Source organism: Pedobacter cryoconitis (assembly GCF_003259615.1).
GTDB lineage: Bacteria > Bacteroidota > Bacteroidia > Sphingobacteriales > Sphingobacteriaceae > Pedobacter > Pedobacter cryoconitis.
The window spans coordinates 12,831-31,280 of sequence record NZ_QLLR01000031.1 but is presented as its reverse complement, the minus strand read 5'-3'; the positions used below and the strand labels follow the sequence as shown (position 1 = coordinate 31,280).

Genomic DNA, 18,450 nt, shown 5'->3' with positions numbered 1-18,450 from the left:
CGCTTTTTAATTTATTTTAAGGTAATCAAAGTAACCTTTACATCAAATGAGGTGTAAACATTTTCCTGTTTCCCCAATGGGGCGAGGTAGCTCATCAGGCGGTCTGTTGGATTGACATTTTTTAAATAATACCACGCAGGCTGATCTATTTCATCGCCAATATCAGTTAAAATTAGATGATTGTAAATCACCCAGATCCTTTTCCTGCCTTCAAATGATTTGAAATCCTTTTGTAAATGATTCAAATAGTCAGGATAGCTGGTTGAAATTTTACGATAATCTCCTCCTTCTAGTGCTGTAAAATTATAGGGGTAGGTGTGTTTGTAAAAACGATAACCGGGCAGATCATTCCAATACACATAAACTAAGTCACCTGGTTTAAAATGGCTGTTCACATAAGTCAGCGCTTGCTTTTGAAAAGATCTTTTATGAATGATGAATTCATCAGGATAAACTAATGATTGTGCGGAATTATAAACCGGGGGAGCTATTAAGAGCACAAAGAATAACAGGCTTACCTTGTCAGAATTGAAAAAGGAGGCAAGCTGATCTGTTCCTTTAACAATAAACAGGATAAGCAACGGACAAATGAAAACCCAGAACCGTTCATTTAAAGGGTAAAGCTTAAGTCCTGAAGCCAGAAAAACAAACAAAAAGGGAAATAGCAGGATCAGTGCATATCTTTTCTCTTTAATGTAAAGCCAAATGCCGTAAAACAAACCGATTAAAGGTAACCAGGGAGTATTCAGCAATGCTTTAAGCAAAATAGAGTTTCCTGTATACAATTTCCAGGTCAGGCCGAGCGGATATGCTATTAAATGATATAAAGCTGCCGGGTACCAGCGTAATTCTTCCATATTAGCAGGAGGCAATGGCATAAAATAATGATAAAAACCAAACCATTCTGCTGCCCATTTTGACTCCGCATGTTTGTGTGTGAATAGCAGATAGTTCAGGGCAAAACCAGCTGCCCATAATAGAAAAGGAACCAGTTGCCTGAAGAATAATTTCCAGTTTCTTTGGTAAAGGTTCCTGCAGCTCATCCCTGTTGCGATTCCAGCCAGAATAAATATAGAAGAATAAGAGAACCAGAGGATTACTGCGCCCAGAAGACCCCAGGTCAGGAGTGATCCCCATGTTAAGCGCTGCTGATAGCGTATATAAATATAAAGGATCAAAATGGTGGCAAACAGCTCAGTTGAATATTGTTTGATCTCAACGGAATGGAAAACAAGAGGGGGGGCCAATGCTAAGATAGCTACCGCCGCTACTGCTGCCATTGGACGAAGAAAATATTTTGCTACAGGAATGAAAAGGAAAATTGCTGCTATACCACATAAAAGAGGGAATAAACGGAGCACCATTTCATTCGTTCCTAAAAGATTAACCCATGTTTTTACGCTCCATAAAAAACCAATCGGGGCTTTTTGCTGATAAGCTAAGGAATGGCTCAGCTCTATATAATTCATTTTGATCAGGCTGGTCGCCAGATAAACTTCATCCAGCCATAGCGAACGGTTATAAAAGAGATGGAAAAGCCGAACGAAAATACCACACCCAATAATTATACTGTACCAAATATTTTGGTTTTTGAGATAGCTGAATTGGTTTTTACACATATGAGTGATGCCGGGTCATTGGAAACTTTTTAATTAATGCAAATAATTCATAAATTTAAAGATTATTTAAATAGCCATAGGTGAATGTTATAGATTGGGGGAAAATAAAAGTTCTGATTCTTGATGTGGATGGTACGTTGTACAATCAGTCCGGATTAAGAAAAAGAATGTTATATGCCTTGCTAAAATACTATTTAGTTAGACCAGCACAATTCAAAGATCTTCTGATTCTATATTATTTTCGTTCCGAACGTGAAAAAAAAGCAGGTTACTGCAGTAATAACCTGGAAGCTGAACAATATCAATGGTGTGCGGCTAAAGTCAATGTACCATTGGAAAGAATTAAAAAGGTAGTCTCAAAATGGATGTTTGAATTTCCAAATCCTTATTTATATGCTTGCCGGTATGCTGAAATATACCCATTTTTACAGCTGCTAAAAGGGCATCAGATTAAAGTAGCCGTTTATTCAGACTATAGCGCAACTGAAAAATTAAAAGCTTTAAAAATTGAAGCAGATTTAGTTGTTGCTTCTACTGATACGCAGGTGAATTGCTTGAAACCGAAACCAATTGCCTTGTTTCATATCATGCGGCTTTTTGATGTTGATCCGACGGAATGTCTTTACATCGGTGATCGGGATGAACTGGATGGAAGATGTGCTGCCCAGGCTAAAATACGCTACCTCAATATCAATAAATATAACTCAGGCAGTTTATATACAGTGCTTGCAAATAGTTTAAAAGAACATTATAAATAAGAGATTGTAAATGACGGTTAAAAAAAAGGCGGGTCTTAAAGATTATATAGCCCTCGCCCGCCCGGATAGCTGGGTGAAGAACATTTTCATGGTACCTGGAATGCTGTTTGCATTATCCGTATTTAAGACACCTATAGACAGCCACCTGTTCTTTAAAATCATTATTGGGATCATCAGTACTTGTTTAATTGCATCGGCAAACTATGTGATCAATGAATACCTGGATGCGGATTTCGACAGGTTCCATCCTTTAAAAAAGAACAGATCTTCTGTTGTTTTTACGGTAAACCCAAAATTAGTTTATCTGGAATATGGTGCCCTGGCAATTGTAGGCTTATCATTAGCTTATCTGATTTCCTATAAGTTTATCCTGCTTTCTGCTTTCCTTTTATTTATGGGGGTTATTTATAATGTAAGGCCTTTCAGGAGTAAAGAACGTGTATTCCTGGATGTACTGTCTGAATCAGTGAATAACCCTATCCGTTTTGGTTTGGGCTGGTTTATATTTTCTCCGGCATTAGGTGCTCCGGACAGCAAATGGGATTTCGACTGGATCAACACTTTTCCTCCAACCAGTATTATTGTTGCTTACTGGATGGGCGGTGCATTTTTAATGGCTACTAAACGTTTTGCTGAATACAGGATGATTGGCAATCCGGAAACGGCTGGTCAGTACCGGAGATCGTTTAAATTTTATACCGAGAACAGCTTGCTCGTTTCTATGTTTTTTTATGCGATTACCTCTGCCTTTTTTATGGGTATTTTCCTGATTAAGGACAGAATAGAATTACTGGTTAGTTTTCCGTTTTTCGCTTTATTATTTTCCTGGTATCTCAGAATTGGATTATTGAATGATTCTCCGGTACAGGGTTCCGAAAAACTACATACACGTAAGTGGTTTATGTTATATTTATTTCTTTTTACGGCATTGCTTTGCATTTTGATGTTTGTTGATATTCCATGGTTATATTGGTTCCTTAAAAACGCATCCAATTATTAGTTCCCCATGTGATGGAAAAAAACAATAAATAAATGAAATACGATTATTACGATTTAATTATTGTCGGTACAGGCTTCTCTTCTACGTTTTTTCTGAAGAAATATCTGGAAAAGAATAAAGGAGTAAAAAGGATTCTTGTGCTTGAACGCGGACAGTTATTCCCGCATAGTGAAAGATTGAAGATCAAAAGAGGGGAACTGGCTGATTCTTCGGCTGCGGGCAACTCTTGGGAAACTCAGATCATTAATAAAACGCCGGAGAAAAGATGGCCTTTTACCACTGCTTTTGGAGGAAGTTCCAATTGCTGGTGGGGATGTACACCAAGATTTATGCCTTCTGATTTTAAAATGAAGACGTTATTTGGTGTAGAAAACGATTGGCCGGTCAGTTATGAAGAGCTCGATCCCTATTATGAGGAAGCAGAAGAATTAATGGCCATTTCCGGGCCCGAAGGAACTCCTTTTCCAAGAAAAGTTAACTATCCGCTTCCACCTCATCATTTCAGTCCGATAGATAAAATACTGCATCAGAAATATGGGAATCAGTATATCAGCCAGCCTACTGCAAGAGCAAGCAGAGGTACAAAAGGAAGAAATCAATGTATGGCAAATTCAAGTTGTGATGTTTGCCCGGTAGATGCTAAATTCACGATAGAGAATTCTGGTATTGACGTTTATCAAAACGCTCAGGTAGAACTTTTATATGGTGCACAGGTTTACCGTTTGGAAACCGCAGGCAACGTGGCAAAAAAAGTATGCTATGTGAAAGACGGGAAGGACTTCGAGATTGCCGGAGAGGTTATTGTTCTGGGGGCCAATCCGATGTTTAATTCGAATATCCTGTTAAATTCTGGTGATCAGAACCCATTGACTGGTAAAGGGTTCGGAGAGCAGCTTGGCATGCAGGTCTTAATTTATCTGGACAACCTGAAAAATACCGGGGGCAGTACCTGGGTCAATGCGAACGGTTATATGTTATATGATGGCAGTCACCGTAAGGATTATGCTGCCTGTTTGATCGAAACCAATAATGCACCTTATAATATCCGGCTTGAAAGAGGTAAATGGTTAAACATGACTTCTTTCCGGATGATTTTTGAAGATTTGCCACTCTCAACGAATTATATCACCACTACTTCAGATAAATTGGTTCCTGAAATCAATTTTAAAGGAGGCAGATCTGATTACGCCCTCAGGGGCATGGAAAACATGAAAAAAGTTCTTCCGGGGATCTTGTCGTGTCTTCCTGTAGAAAAATTAAAGTTTCTTGATCCTTTTCCTAATGAAGGACATATTTTAGGAGGCACAAGAATGGGTAAAACTGCGGCAGACAGTGTGGTGGATAAAAATATGGTTCATCATCAATACAGAAATGTTTTTGTACTGGGCAGCGGGTCGTTTACTACTTTTAGTGCATCAAATCCAACATTGACTTTATCGGCTATGTCATTATACTCCGCAGATCATTCATTTTAGTTATGAAAAGAAGAACATTCATCGCTATGGCAGGGATCGGAACAGGATTATTAATTCTTCCTCCTGCCTTATATATAGCTTCTCCGGCGCTGCGAAAACATGCTGCAATGTTAATCAGAGAAGAATTGTATTACCTGAAACTGGATAATGCCGGAGTGGAGCAGTACGTCAATGATTATTTCAGTTCTTCCTCCAATAATGTAATCACTAATTTAAGGTGGAAAGCCTTTTATTATTTAGGGATCAAGGCGGAGCAGTCAAACCAGATTTTTGAGCTGATCAAGTTCTACCTGCTGTCAACAGATTTTTTTATTCATAAAATGGATGAAAGCAAGCTTGTCAGTTACCTGGGGTTATATAGCCCTTATAAAAGCCCTGTTCCAAATCCTTATTCTTTTGTATTATATCCAGCTGATTAATACATAGCGTTTTTAGCTTGGAAACACAGTTTTATAAATTAATACTACTAAAATGGTAGTATTAATTGTATTTACGGTTTTTGATTCTTATCTTTATTATAGATAAGCTAAACCAATTTAAAAATACGCTCGCCATGATTGCTAAATTACAACTTCAAAAATTATTGCTGACTGATTTAACAGGCAATTTTATGCGATGTTGTTTGCTGGCGTAAAGACTAATGTTTGATCCTATAATTTATAAACTGAACTGTTAATCAGTTATATAAATCCACTCAATTACCGGAGCTGATAATCTTGATTTTAAAATCCTGATACCCCGGCGCATTTTGATGGAATATTATGGTGGTCATCTATTCTTTACAACAAAGCACCGGGGTATCAGGATTTATCTTAAATATACAACTTTACCATCTAATTAATCACCACCATTAGTTAGTTGATTTATACAGAAGAAGGGAGAGGCAGTCTCGTTGAACTTCTAGCAACTTTCCATAGGAAAAAGTGCTCAACCTGATCCAGCAATGGATTATAAATTAATTAATAACAAGTAACTATTCAGGTTTCCTGTTTTGCTTCTTTATATAGGCTGTTCATGGGTATGAACTGGCAGGAATCGTTATGAGTTGGTGGCTTTGTTATGAAAGACTATAAAAAATAGGACTTAACACTAATAAAGATGATTATGAAAACAAAATTCTCCTCTAAACTGGCAGGGCTATTGACCTCGGTCGTACTGATCAGCGGGACTGCCTCCGCAAATGATTCCAAACCTTTTCCAAAAGAAGGCATCTGGCGTGGTGTATTTACAGTCAGTGAATCACAGGTTCCTTTTAATTTCGAATTCAAAGGTAAAGATTCAAAAAATGCACTCCTGACTTTGATCAACGGTTCAAGGCGTGATGAATTTCATGTAGAGCGCCGTGGTGCAGATTCTATCTATGTGAAGATGAATACCTACGATGCTGCTTTAGTAGCTAAAATTGAAAATAACGGTACGTTAACTGGTGAATACCGCAGCCTGGTACCGGGTTTCAGAGGTAACTCTTTACCATTTATCGCAGAATATGGTAAAAGCTATCGTTTTGTAGAACCAGGAAAAGAGATCGCCCCAAAACATGATATTTCTGGCAAATGGGAAATTAAAACCTACACTAAAGAGGCCGTCCCTGCATCTATCGCACTCTTAAAACAAACAGGTAATAAACTGACAGGCGTGATTATGACCGTAGTTGGGGATACCCGTGAACTGGAAGGTACAGTACAAGGTGATGAATTTGAACTTTCTGGTTTTACAGGCCCAAGCCCGTTTATTGTGAAAGGAAAGATCAATGACGATAACAGCATTACTGGCGAACAGGGTTTTGGGATTTATAAGAACTTAAAGTTTGATGGCTCGCGAAATGAAAAAGCGGAGTTGCCTGATCCTTATAAACTGACTTTTTTAAAAGAAGGCTATAAGAAACTTGATTTCACTTTTCCTGATCTAAAAGGACAGCAAGTTTCCCTCAGTGATGATAAATACAAAGGTAAAGTTGTCATCATAGAGACTATCGGCACGTGGTGCCCAAACTGTACTGACCAGACAGTTTTCCTTGCACCATGGTTTAAAAAGAATCAAAAACGTGGCGTAGAAGCTATTGCAATCGGCTTTGAACAAAAAGATGATTTGGAATATGGAAAATACACACTCGGTAAGCTGAAAGAGAAGTATGGGATTACTTATGATATTTTATTTGGCGGTATAGCAGACAAAAAGATTGTTGCTGAAAAATTGCCTGCACTCAACAAATTTGTTGCTTTTCCGACGACCATCATTATTGACAGAAAAGGTGATGTCCGGGAAATATATACCGGGTACACAGGAACGGTTACTGGTAAATATTACGAGGAGTACGAAAAGAAATTCAATAAAGTACTCGATGAACTCATCGCCGAACCTGTACCACAACTGGCTGTTGCTGCGACAGCTGCCGGAAAATAAAGATCAACCTAAACCAAAAATATATATTATGAAATCTAAAGTATCAAAAATAGGGGTGCTCGCACTAGCTGTACTAGTCTCCTCTGCTTGTTTTGCTGCGGGTAAAACCGAAGATCCAAAGACAGCTAAAAAATTCATTAAAGAAGGAATCTGGCGTGGTGTTTTTAAAGTGAGTGAAACTGAAGTACCTTTTAATTTCGAATTGAAAGGTAAGGATGCAGAACATGCAACTTTCACGCTGTTGAATGGCACGAGAAGGGATGACTTTCATGTTGAATATCTTGGTAAAGATTCCTTATTCATTAAAATGAATACCTATGACGCTGCGCTGGTAGCTAAAATAGATAACGATGGACAAATTAGTGGTGAATACAGAAGTCTTGTCCCTGGACTGCGGGGAAATGCTTTGCCCTTTACTGCTGAACAAGGTAAAGCCTATCGTTTTGTTGAACCAGGAAAAGATGTTGCACCTGCTGCCGATTTATCAGGTAAATGGGAGTTTAAAGGTTTTTCTAAAGAGGCTGTTCCTAATAAAATAGCCATTCTCAAACAAACGGGAAATAAATTAACAGGGGTGATTTTACAGGTAACAGGCGATAGCCGTGAACTGGAAGGAACTGTACAAGGAAACCAGTTTGTATTGTCTGGATTTAGTGGCCCAAGCCCTAAAATCTATAAAGGGACAATTAATGAAGATGGCACCTTGTCGGGAGAGATCAGCCAGGGGATTTATGATAACCTGAAGTTTACAGGCACCAAAGATAGCAAGGCAGAGTTACCTGATCCTTATACTTTGACTGCATTGAAAGCCGGAGTGAAAAAACTCGCTTTTACTTTTCCTGACCTGACAGGTAAGCCTGTTTCTCTGACCGATGAAAAGTATAAAGGTAAAGTTGTTATTGTAGAGCTGGTAGGTACCTGGTGTCCAAACTGTACGGATCAGACTATCTTTTTGTCTCCCTGGTTTAACAAAAATAAAACGCGTGGCGTAGAAGCCATTGCGATAGGGTTTGAGCAAAAGGACGATCTGGAATACGGTAAATACACCCTTGGCAAGCTACGTGATAAATACAATATCAAATACGATATTCTTTTTGGCGGCCTGGCTGATAAAAGATTAGTTGCCGATAAATTACCTGCGTTAAACAAATTTGTGGCTTATCCAACTACGATCATTATTGACCGTAAAGGGGAAGTTCGGGAAATCTATACGGGTTATACCGGAACAGTGACTGGCAAATACTATGCAGAGTACGAGAAGAAATTTAACAAAGTACTGGATGAATTACTGGCAGAACCAGTTCCGCCAGCTTCTTATTTCAGTGCACAAACAGAAACCAAAAATCCTTAGAAAAATATGAAACAAATAAATGCTTTAGTTGCCATTGGAACAGTCCTGGCTCTTTCTTCCTTCTCTTTTATAGATAATATGGCTCCGGTCCCGCTGAAAGACCCGATTGGGAAATATATAAAAGCAGTACCTTATAAAGTAGATGCTGCACAGAGTAAACTCACGTGGCTTGCTAAAAAAGTTACCGGAGAACATTCCGGGACTATAGCTGTGAGTTCAGGCTTACTCAATGTAGAGAATAATGTTTTAAGAAGCGGAAGCTTTGAGCTGGATACTAAATCTATTGTGGTAACTGACATCACTGACAAAGAGAGTAATGCAAAATTGCTTGGTCACTTAAAAAGTGATGATTTTTTTGCTGTGGAGAAATTTGATAAAGCCAGGTTTGTGATCACTTCTGCGGTGTCTAAAGGTGCCGGTCTTTATGATGTTAAAGGGAACCTGACTATTAAAGGGATCACGAATGAAGTGAGCTTTCCGGCCAGTGTTAAAATTGACCAGGCTAAACTGATAGCGACTGCAAAAATCCTGGTTGACAGAACTAAATATGGTATTAAGTTCAGGTCTAAGAGCTTCTTTGAGAACCTTGGAGACAAGACAATTTCTGATGAATTTGAATTGAATATTCAGCTGGCGGCTAACAAATAACCCATGTTTTGACTGATAAAGGATGGATAGATTTTATCCTCCTTTATCTTTTGTAAATAGAAATAAGAATGATATGCTGATGATCCCCGTTAAAATAAACGTTTTTCTGCTCATGAGTTTCCTGGTATTTATTCTTGCTGGCTTTGGAGCAGATGATCCTGCGGTCATTAATAGTAAAGAAAAGCTTGGAGAGAAACTTTTTTTTGACCCGGTACTCTCCAAAGATAAGTCCATCAGCTGTTCATCCTGTCATAAACCCGAATTCGCATTTGCAGATACTTCAGCAGTGAGCCTGGGTGTTGGCGGTACAAAAGGAACAAGGAACTCTCCATCTATAACTAATCTTTCTGGTCGCCCGACGCTGTTCTGGGACGGAAGGGTATCTTCTTTGGAGGAGCAAGCGCTTCAGCCTATAATTAATCCGGTTGAAATGAATCTCCCTATCGCTGAAGCGGTTGATCGGCTGAAAGCAGATCAGACTTATACAGCGTTGTTTCAAAAAATCTTCAATAGCCCGCCAACTGAAAAAAATCTATTATTGGCTATTGCTGCCTATGAAAGAACGCTGGAAACTGCCAACAGTCCTTATGATCGCTATATCAATGGTGATGATCAGGCCATTTCTGCTTCTGCTAAACGTGGAAGACTGCTCTTTATCGGAAAAGCAAATTGTAACAACTGCCATTCCGGGGAAGATTTTACTGCTGATCGATTTAAAGGCATCGGGTTATTCAATGAGAATGAGCTTAAAGATGCCGGCCGGTATGAAGTGACCAAAAATCCGGAGCATAAAGGGCATTTCAAAATACCAGGATTAAGAAATGTAGCCCTAACAGCCCCTTATATGCACAATGGGATGTTTAAAACTTTGAAAGATGTAATCAGATATTATAATAATCCTGATATGATCATCAAAGATGGTAAAAATAGAGATCTGTCCTTAAGTAAACCCCTGGGATTAGCTGAAGATGAAATTACTGACCTCGAGTCATTCCTGATTTCATTAACTGATGACAGATTTATAAAGAAGAAACCATGAGGCAAACGCTCTTGAAATAAACCAAATTATTCTTTTGATGTGCTGATTTACAGTCTTTTTTGACTGTGAACGGCCATTGTTATGTCCAAATTAAATAAATACATGAACCAAACTTTACTCTTATTTTTTCTTCTGGGCGTGCTGATCTCCCCAAATACATTTGCACAGCAAAGAACAATCAGTGGCATTATCTATTCCGCAGAAGATCAGCTGCCTCTGCCTGGTGTTTCTATTCAGATCAAAGGGCTTGATGGGGTTACGATCTCTGCGAAAGACGGATCTTTTAAAATACCAGTTAAAAATGGAAGATTTCTGGTCATTTCCTATATCGGTTATAAAACCCAGGAAGTGGAAATTGGAAAATCTGCCACATTTAATATCAACCTGGAACAAGCTGATAATAATCTTAATGAATTACAGATTGTAGGTTCACGCAGTGCAAACAGAACCAAATTAAACTCCCCGGTCCCGGTCGATATTATTGATCTGAAATCCTTACAGGAATACGCTCCTCAATCCAGCGTTACGCAATTACTCCAATACGTTTCCCCATCTTTTCATTCTTCGGTTTCTGGTGGTGGTGATGCCGCTTCAGCAACCTCTACTGTTCAGTTGAAAGGATTGGGAGTAGACCAGGTATTGGTATTGGTTAATGGAAAAAGGAGACATAAAAGCTCGAACATCAGCTGGGGAGGATTAGGTAACGGAGCAACGGGTTATGATCTGAATTCAATTCCTGTGGGAGCAATCGAAAGAATCGAAATATTGAGGGATGGTGCAGCAGCACAGTACGGTTCTGATGCCATTGCTGGTGTAATTAATATCGTATTGAAAAGCAATGTTGACCAGCTTACTGTGAGTACCATTGGAAGTATACGTGGCAGAGGAGACGGCTTAACGACCCGGACCAATGCTAATTTTGGTGTTAAACTGGGAGCTAAAGGCTATTTTAATGTAACCGGAGAATATGCAACACAAGCAGTTTCATTGCCTGCAGGAAAAAACGCGGATGGAATTTATATAGGCCCTGCTTATGGTGGCGGAGCTAATACCAGGGGTTTTGATCAGATTTATACCAAAGAAATTGATGATGCTATATTGGCTGCAAGAGGAATTGATCGTCACTTTTTTGATCAGCGCGGATCTACCAATAAAGCTATTGACGGCCTGCTCTCTTTTAATGCGGCTATCCCTTTGAAAGATGGATTTGAGATCTATTCTTTCGGAGGGATCAGTCACCGCAATTCCCAGTTTACTGCAGTCTACAGATTGCCAGGCTGGACAGAGCGGAATAATACTTTTGTTTATCCCGATGGATTTCTGCCCGCTATGGATAACATTATCACAGACCAGTCATTTGCTGTTGGTGTGAAAGGGAAAATAAAAGAGTGGAATGTGGATGTATCCAATGTTTACGGAAGAAATGCTTTTGATAATATCATTACCAATTCTTTAAATGCCAGTCTGGGGCAAAAAACACCAAGGACATTTAATGCAGGCAGTTATAACGCCTCACAAAATAGTGGCAGTATTGATTTTACAAGAAGATTCTCCCAGGTATTGAGTGGTTTAAACGTGGCTTTCGGCGGGCAATATAGAGTAGAAACTTATCAGATTAAAGCAGGGGAGGAGAGTTCTTATTCCAAAGCAGATTTGAGCCCGATATATGACGTGCAGTATACCACTGGAGGTATTCCATATTTTAATAATATCGGCAGTACCCCTCTGAACGGCTTATCTCCGGGTTCACAAATCCATGCGGGTTTCCGGCCCGGTAATGCTGTTGATGTAAAACGTTCGATTTCTGCTGCTTATGCTGATCTGGAATTGAATGTCACCAATAAATGGCTGGTTTCTGGTGCCTTCCGTGTCGAAAATTACTCTGATTTCGGAAGTGTAAGCACTTTTAAAGCAGCAACACGTTATAGCTTTGCCAAATGGCTGGCTGTAAGAGGAGGGTATAACACAGGTTTCAGAGCTCCTGACTTGGCTCAGTTTTATTATACAGAAACCTCTACGACTTTCCAGAATGGGGTAGCAATTGATCAGGTGACTGCAAATAATGTAAACCCTGCTACTAAAGCGCTTGGCATACCGGCCCTTCAGCCGGAAAGATCTAAAGGATATTCAGCAGGTCTGACTTCACAACCTTTACAAAATATAGAGCTGACACTTGACGCTTATCAAATTGATATTAAAGACAGGGTAGGGAACACGGGTCGTTTTTCTGCGACAGATACGAATTTGCCCGCCGATGTAAGAGCCTTATTTATACAAACCGGAACTGTACAGGCCAAGTTTTTTTATAACTCGTTCAGTACAAGAACCAAAGGAATTGAATTTACAGGGAGTTATAAATTTTTATTGCCTGATGGATCAAGCGCCGCTTTTTTAGCCGGAGGTAATTTTCAGCAAACCAGGCTGACTAAAGTAAATACCCCTAAAGGACTGGAGGCTTATCGTTATATTATTTTTGATGAAAGTGAAAAAGCCCGGGTAACTTCCAGTATTCCTGCTACAAAAGTCACTTTACAAGGTACTTATAATTATAAAAAGATCAATTTGCTGCTCAGAACAGTATACTTTGGTAAGGTGACCTCTGTCAGTCAGCTCAATGCTAATTTCCCTCAGCCAGACTATTACTATCAGGACTTCAGCCCGGTCTGGATTACAGACTTTTCAGCCGGGTACCGGATTACTCCTGAATTGCAGGCAACTATTGGGGTAAACAATTTATTCAATGTACTAGGCGATTATTCTATTCCAGCGCCAGGAAGTAATATTACCAGAACACAGGCTCCAAGTGCCAGCCAGGCAGGTACAACTACAGGTAATCAGCCATTTATCAGGTTATCAGCTACTTTTAAATAATAAGATCATGAAGAAATCAACCTTAAACCTAATTGTTATACTCACTATAATTTTATTCTCTGGTTGCCATAAAGCAGACTATCTGGATGTTGATGCGGGTGACCGGCCTCCGCTGAGTGCCAAAGTTAAATTTGTCAATGCACGGCTTTCACCTGTTGCTGTGAATTTCTGGGACTTCACCAGAAAAGTTACCCCGGCTTTATTGTCCAGAAATACAGCTTCTGCTTACCTGGACACTCAGTTTGGAAAGGTTCAGTATAACGTGACTGAAGGCACGAATACTTCTTATAAAGCTTCTTACGTTTTTGGTGGGAGCGCAAATTTTGTACAGGAAAGTAATACGGCCTCTTTTTCAGGTCCTAACGGGCCTATTGCAGATTTCGCACACAGTTTGTTTACCGTTAAAAAACGTCTGACAAGCACTTTAAATCCAAATAACATAGACAGCTTGATTTTGGTTTATGATGATCTGACCCTTCCTTCGCCGGGTAAGGCAAAGATCAGGTTTGCTAATTTCTCTCCCGATGCTCCTTCCCTTGATTTTTTATATACCGATGGAGCAGTTGTTTTTAAAGGCGTTAGTTATGGAAATTTTGGAGATCAGGTAATTATTCCATACACGAATGGGAAATCACCAGCGGTAATTAGTGGTCTTACCTGGAAAACTTTAGGACCTTTTAAAGAAGTAGATGCAGGTACAAATCTTAGTTTCCAGCTTAAAAAATCAGCGGATCAGGGGGTAGTACCTGTGACCGGTAATACATTAACAGGTATTGTACTGGAGAATGGTAAGATTTATACCTTGTTTGTTAACGGCCTGATTAGTGGCCAGCCGGAACTTACTGCTACAATAATTACGCATAACTGAGCTGGAATTGCACAGAATTAAGCTGAAAATCTTCTGAATTGATATTCTTGAAAGCGGGCATAAAGTATCAATTCAGAAGATTTAATCCATTTGTGCAATAAAGGCAATCAGACTTGTTAAATCCTGATTAAGCGAACGAATTGTGGATTGCAACTGGTTAATCATTGTTGCACGTGTATGTAAATCATCGGAACGATAATAACCGCCTTTACCAAATAATAAAGTTTCCTGATCCTGATCAATGTGACCATCAAACTCAAACTGTATCCACCTGTTTTTGATACTTTGAGAAAGGGTTACATCCCCTTTATTACTGAAGCTTTTTTCATGGAGCATCGACCATACAAACTCAGGATAATCTGTATTCGTTTTGGGCTCAGACCAGATTGTACGTAACAGATTGTGATCATGTTCAAACTCCAGCTGTTTTCCTTTAGGATTTATAGTCAGCGCACCCAAACCCGCACTTGTTAAACCGCCACCTATACCAACGGCAGTTTGCACGCTGTTTTTAGTGATAACTGCTGTAGCAACAGTGGTTAATGCCCCTATAATCACAGAGCCTACAGTTAGCCTGGTATTTCTTTTACTGTTAATACCATCCAGATAAGCCGCAGCCATATCAGCACGCTCCCCTCGCAATCCAGTTCAGCAGCTACTGCTTGTAATTGAGTCTGTGCAAGTAATATTCTACTGGTTACTTTTTGCCTGAGCAGTACTTGTGCGGAAACAGATTCCTTGGTATGCTGTTTCATTGCCCACAGGTCATTGATTGTACTGCTGATCCCTAAGATCTGGCAAAGGAACTGATCATGGGAAGAAATACCAGTTCTTGACAAGTCAACTTTTACGGAGTCCTTCCAAAGGATTTCATGTTGAAGGTAGGGGATATTTGGCGCACAATAATTGTATTTAAAACTCTGCAACCTGGTATTCATCGTTGTCTTTTTGGTCGTGCTGCAAGAGGAAATAATTGCAATAGATACGATTGCAAAGATTGTTTTCAGAAGTTTTGTCATAGGTAGGACGTTAAAGTGCCTTGAATTCGTGGCTGAATTTAGTTAATATAAATAAAATCAGAAACAAGCAATATCAGTCAGGCTATGGAACAGTGAAGCTGAAGCAGTTAAGATTGTTGTATGGATCAGCGCTTTTACCTAAAGATAAAGCCCCTCATTGGCCAGGTAGGTTAGTGAGGGGCTTTATCTTTAGGCAGTAGCTTCAATTAACAGGTCTTCGTGTAAAGTGACGCTCTGAAGGGCTTGGTTCTGATCAAACCAGAAACAGGTCACATAATCTATTTCTGTTAAAGGACCCGCAGTCATATTCGGTCCGCCCGATTTTAGCGCTACAATTGCGCCCGTTTTAAATTTTGCCATAGGATTCAGTTTTAATATTTGATATTACGAGTATAGGTAATTTCTACTGAAAATATAGTATTCCTGTATTATTAATCAAATACTTATACAATTTTGAAATAGTAATAGCACAAGGAAACAATATTGAGTTAACACTGAGTTGACAGTATATTCATTTTTTTGTAAAATATACCTAAACAATTTATGAAAAAAGCTATACTGTCATCCTGCCTCATCCTTACAGTGTCCTTATATTCTTGTAAAAAGAATAATGGAGAAACAAGTACCGGAAATATGACCTATCCCGATATGGCCGAAGCCTCAGACCCTGCAGTATTGATGACTGCCGCAAATGGCGTAAAAGTTTATAACGGAGGCTTTGGATCTGCTGTAGCAGCCGATCCGAATGATCCTGCAGTTTTTTATATGCTCACCGATCGTGGTCCTAATGCAGATGGGCCGACAGATAATGTGAAAATATTCGGTAAACCTGACTTTACGCCTCAGATAGGTAAATTCCGTTTGAAAGAAGGAAAGCTGGTTTTAGAGCAAACTATACTATTGAAAAATGCTGCCGGAATCAACTTAAACGGTTTGCCAAATCTGCCAGGTGCCGGCTCTACTGAAGAAACGGCTATTGATCTTAATGGTGTAGTTTTAGCGCCAAGTATAGATGGGCTTGATTCCGAAGGATTAGTTCGTGCGGCTGACGGCAGTTTTTGGGTGAGCGATGAATATGGGCCTCACCTGGTTCACTTTGATCCGTCTGGAAAGACCATTGAGCGGATAAATCCATTTGGGGATGGTACAGGTGGGCGTAAACTTCCTGCGGTACTGGCAAGGCGTAAACCAAACCGTGGTATGGAGGGTTTAACCATAACCCCCGATGGGAAAACTTTAGTGGGTATCATGCAGTCGCCAATGTTCAATCCATCTAAAGCAGAAGTAAAGGGATCGGTTGTGCTGCGTATTTTAACTTTTGACATCGCTACTGGTGCTACAAAACAATATGTTTACTTACAGGATAATGCCTCATTAACAGGAGTCAGTGATATTCTGGCAGTGAGCAGTACTACATTTTTAACCCTTGAAAGGGATGGGGATTATGGTGGGGCATCACTTAATCCGGCGACTTTCAAAAAAGTGTTTAAGATTGATCTTTCTCAGGCAACCGATATTTCTGATGCGGCTAATAGTGCAGCAGGCAAATTATTTGGGGGTAAAACTCCTGAACAATTAAAAGATCTGGCAGGTCTTCAGACAGCAGGCATAGTTCCTGTCAGCAAAACAGTTGTGCTTGACTTATTAAAGGATTTACCGTCCATTTATCCGCATGATAAAGCAGAAGGAATGGCCTTAGTGAATGGAAACACTTTAGTAATTTCCAATGACGATGATTTTGGGGTAATTCCGGGAGATAAAGGTTCATTTGCACCTAAGATCTTACCAGCTACAAAGACAGTTGACCGTAACAGGTTATATTTTGTAAAGATTAAATTATAATTATCAGCTATATTTTTAACTGAAAAAAGGAATAGGCCTCTTGCCTTTAAGGCAAGAGGCCTATTTGTAATTATCAGATTATCTGATTTGTAGCCTGATCTTTGTCTTTGATCCTTTTAAATCTGGTTATTTAAAAGGATTTACTGTTAGGACTTCTTCCTGTAAAACTTGAACAAATTTGTTGAATATTTTATATCATTTCAGAAATAATGCTACATTTGTCGCCACAGAGCGGATATCCAGAATTTTAATGCCCGGATGGCGAAATTGGTAAACGTTGCGGTCTCAGAAGCCGTTGGAGTAAGATCCTTGAGAGTTCGAGTCTCTCTTCGGGCACACCAATATCAAGCTCATTATAGCCTGTAAACCGAAAGTTTACAGGCTTTTTTGTTTTTTAACAGCATCTTTGCTGTCATAAAATATCATAAGAACTATCATCATATGCTTAAGAGAAAGACAATAGTATTGGTTATCATCTGTCTGATTTGCACTATCAAGGTAACCGGACAAGTAACTTGTAAAGTAATGCCTGACTCTCTCGGCAGAGAACTGGCAGCTGCCTTCTTAAATAAAGAAGATCTTAGTCAAACACCGATTTTTCCAGACGAGCCATCAGCAGCACCTCTTTTGATCAATGCCTGGAATAAACTTCTGAATAAAGCGAAAACCAAGAACATTACTCCGGAAAATACAACCTTTTATAACAGTTACTTCTCCACTAACGAGGTTCTGGATAATTCCCAGACACCAGACAGGCTCACCTTATATGTTGCCTTTAAACATGCTGCTGATACACTGGCTATCAGACTGGATTTATTGAAACAGGATGACCACTGGCTGCTAACATCCGTGAAAGACAATTTCTTTGAGCTTAAGACTGCAGAGAGTAATAAGATTGGTTTTGAACCTGTGATCGGGAACGAAGAGCCAGTTGCAACAAACGCATTACCCGTCTATTCAACAGCTCATTCCATCAAAGATAACCATTGGCTAACAGCAGGAACCTGTCTTTCAGACCCTAAGGTTTTTGTCGATGCAGTGTTAAACGATATGGCTGCACATACTGCTGTAAAAGAGCTTCCTTACCTGCTTTCAGAAGCAGATTTTATCCAGTATTTCCGATCAGATATTCTGCAAATGGCAGCTAATAAATTAAAAGGCTCGCCGGGTGCTCAGGAGAAAGAAATATTAAAAAATATCCAGGGACTGATGAAAAATCATCCCGAACAATACTATAGTGAAATATTAAATGATATTAGTTCGGTATCCAGCTATCTTGAAGATACTAAATACGCGATCAGTAAAAATAAATCAGTAAGCTATAAGATTGGGAATTATGATAACGACCTGTATGCTGCAGGTAAGATTAGTTTAGAGGTAACCGTTAAATTTAAAATTGAAAATGGGGAAGATACTATTCAGTTCTCTGGTTACTGGATTAATGGCAAATGGATACTTGCAGAATTAGACCGCTTATCCATTTAAGCTTTACAACACTTCTGTATGTAAAGTCAAATCTTTCTGTAGCGGTTATGTTTACCATTACTAATCTCTAAT

General features: G+C 39.3%; 16 protein-coding genes, 1 tRNA gene and 1 riboswitch. Of the genes, 13 read left to right on the top strand and 4 right to left on the bottom strand.

The window, feature by feature from the left end:
• Nucleotides 1-11: 11 nt before the first annotated feature.
• Nucleotides 12-1,469, bottom strand: a complete 1,458-nt coding sequence (locus LY11_RS21940; RefSeq protein WP_170132749.1) for an ArnT family glycosyltransferase — start codon at nucleotides 1,467-1,469, stop codon at nucleotides 12-14.
• Between the two features lie 230 nt (nucleotides 1,470-1,699).
• Between LY11_RS21940 and LY11_RS21935 the strand changes: the two genes are divergently transcribed.
• The 10 genes from LY11_RS21935 (at nucleotide 1,700) to LY11_RS21890 (ending at nucleotide 14,032) form a co-directional block, all read left to right on the top strand.
• On the top strand, nucleotides 1,700-2,377 hold the full coding sequence (locus LY11_RS21935) for an HAD family hydrolase (protein WP_111635768.1): 678 nt from the start codon (nucleotides 1,700-1,702) through the stop codon (nucleotides 2,375-2,377).
• Between the two features lie 10 nt (nucleotides 2,378-2,387).
• Complete coding sequence (locus LY11_RS21930) at nucleotides 2,388-3,377, top strand: UbiA prenyltransferase family protein (RefSeq protein WP_111635767.1); 990 nt, start codon at nucleotides 2,388-2,390, stop codon at nucleotides 3,375-3,377.
• A gap of 32 nt (nucleotides 3,378-3,409) precedes the next feature.
• A complete protein-coding gene (locus tag LY11_RS21925; protein WP_111635766.1) occupies nucleotides 3,410-4,852 on the top strand; it encodes a GMC oxidoreductase in 1,443 nt (480 codons plus the stop codon).
• A 2-nt stretch (nucleotides 4,853-4,854) separates the two neighbouring features.
• Nucleotides 4,855-5,271 (top strand): hypothetical protein, encoded by a 417-nt coding sequence (locus LY11_RS21920; RefSeq protein ID WP_111635765.1) that lies wholly within the window; start codon nucleotides 4,855-4,857, stop codon nucleotides 5,269-5,271.
• Nucleotides 5,272-5,712: 441 nt separating this feature from the next.
• Nucleotides 5,713-5,809: riboswitch (SAM riboswitch) on the top strand.
• 147 nt (nucleotides 5,810-5,956) lie between these two features.
• Nucleotides 5,957-7,255, top strand: coding sequence for a peroxiredoxin family protein (locus LY11_RS21915; protein ID WP_111635803.1), 1,299 nt, complete (start codon nucleotides 5,957-5,959; stop codon nucleotides 7,253-7,255).
• A gap of 28 nt (nucleotides 7,256-7,283) precedes the next feature.
• Entirely contained in the window at nucleotides 7,284-8,606 is a 1,323-nt protein-coding gene (locus LY11_RS21910) for a peroxiredoxin family protein (protein WP_111635764.1), read from the top strand.
• A gap of 6 nt (nucleotides 8,607-8,612) precedes the next feature.
• On the top strand, nucleotides 8,613-9,254 hold the full coding sequence (locus LY11_RS21905; protein ID WP_111635763.1) for a YceI family protein: 642 nt from the start codon (nucleotides 8,613-8,615) through the stop codon (nucleotides 9,252-9,254).
• Between the two features lie 22 nt (nucleotides 9,255-9,276).
• Nucleotides 9,277-10,293: a cytochrome-c peroxidase gene (locus LY11_RS21900; protein WP_211321634.1), complete on the top strand. Its 1,017-nt coding sequence runs from the start codon at nucleotides 9,277-9,279 to the stop codon at nucleotides 10,291-10,293.
• A 102-nt stretch (nucleotides 10,294-10,395) separates the two neighbouring features.
• On the top strand, nucleotides 10,396-13,164 hold the full coding sequence (locus LY11_RS21895; protein ID WP_111635801.1) for a TonB-dependent receptor: 2,769 nt from the start codon (nucleotides 10,396-10,398) through the stop codon (nucleotides 13,162-13,164).
• Between the two features lie 7 nt (nucleotides 13,165-13,171).
• Entirely contained in the window at nucleotides 13,172-14,032 is an 861-nt protein-coding gene (locus LY11_RS21890; RefSeq protein ID WP_111635762.1) for a DUF4397 domain-containing protein, read from the top strand.
• A gap of 81 nt (nucleotides 14,033-14,113) precedes the next feature.
• On the opposite strand, the gene LY11_RS21885 is transcribed toward LY11_RS21890, so the two are convergent.
• From LY11_RS21885 to LY11_RS21875, 3 genes are all read right to left on the bottom strand, one after another.
• Nucleotides 14,114-14,674, bottom strand: coding sequence for a hypothetical protein (locus LY11_RS21885; protein WP_170132748.1), 561 nt, complete (start codon nucleotides 14,672-14,674; stop codon nucleotides 14,114-14,116).
• The gene (locus LY11_RS21880; protein WP_111635760.1) at nucleotides 14,602-15,051 is read right to left on the bottom strand and encodes a hypothetical protein; all 450 of its coding nucleotides are present in this window, start codon (nucleotides 15,049-15,051) and stop codon (nucleotides 14,602-14,604) included. Before LY11_RS21880 ends, LY11_RS21885 begins: the two co-directional genes overlap by 73 nt.
• Before the next feature lie 189 nt (nucleotides 15,052-15,240).
• Nucleotides 15,241-15,411: a DUF2158 domain-containing protein gene (locus tag LY11_RS21875; RefSeq protein ID WP_111635759.1), complete on the bottom strand. Its 171-nt coding sequence runs from the start codon at nucleotides 15,409-15,411 to the stop codon at nucleotides 15,241-15,243.
• A 183-nt stretch (nucleotides 15,412-15,594) separates the two neighbouring features.
• On the opposite strand from LY11_RS21875, the gene LY11_RS21870 reads away from it, so the two are divergent.
• From LY11_RS21870 to LY11_RS21860, 3 genes are all read left to right on the top strand, one after another.
• Complete coding sequence (locus LY11_RS21870) at nucleotides 15,595-16,893, top strand: esterase-like activity of phytase family protein (RefSeq protein WP_111635758.1); 1,299 nt, start codon at nucleotides 15,595-15,597, stop codon at nucleotides 16,891-16,893.
• Nucleotides 16,894-17,145: 252 nt separating this feature from the next.
• A tRNA-Leu gene (locus tag LY11_RS21865) sits at nucleotides 17,146-17,229 on the top strand.
• A gap of 105 nt (nucleotides 17,230-17,334) precedes the next feature.
• Entirely contained in the window at nucleotides 17,335-18,378 is a 1,044-nt protein-coding gene (locus LY11_RS21860) for a hypothetical protein (RefSeq protein WP_111635757.1), read from the top strand.
• Nucleotides 18,379-18,450 lie beyond the last annotated feature (72 nt).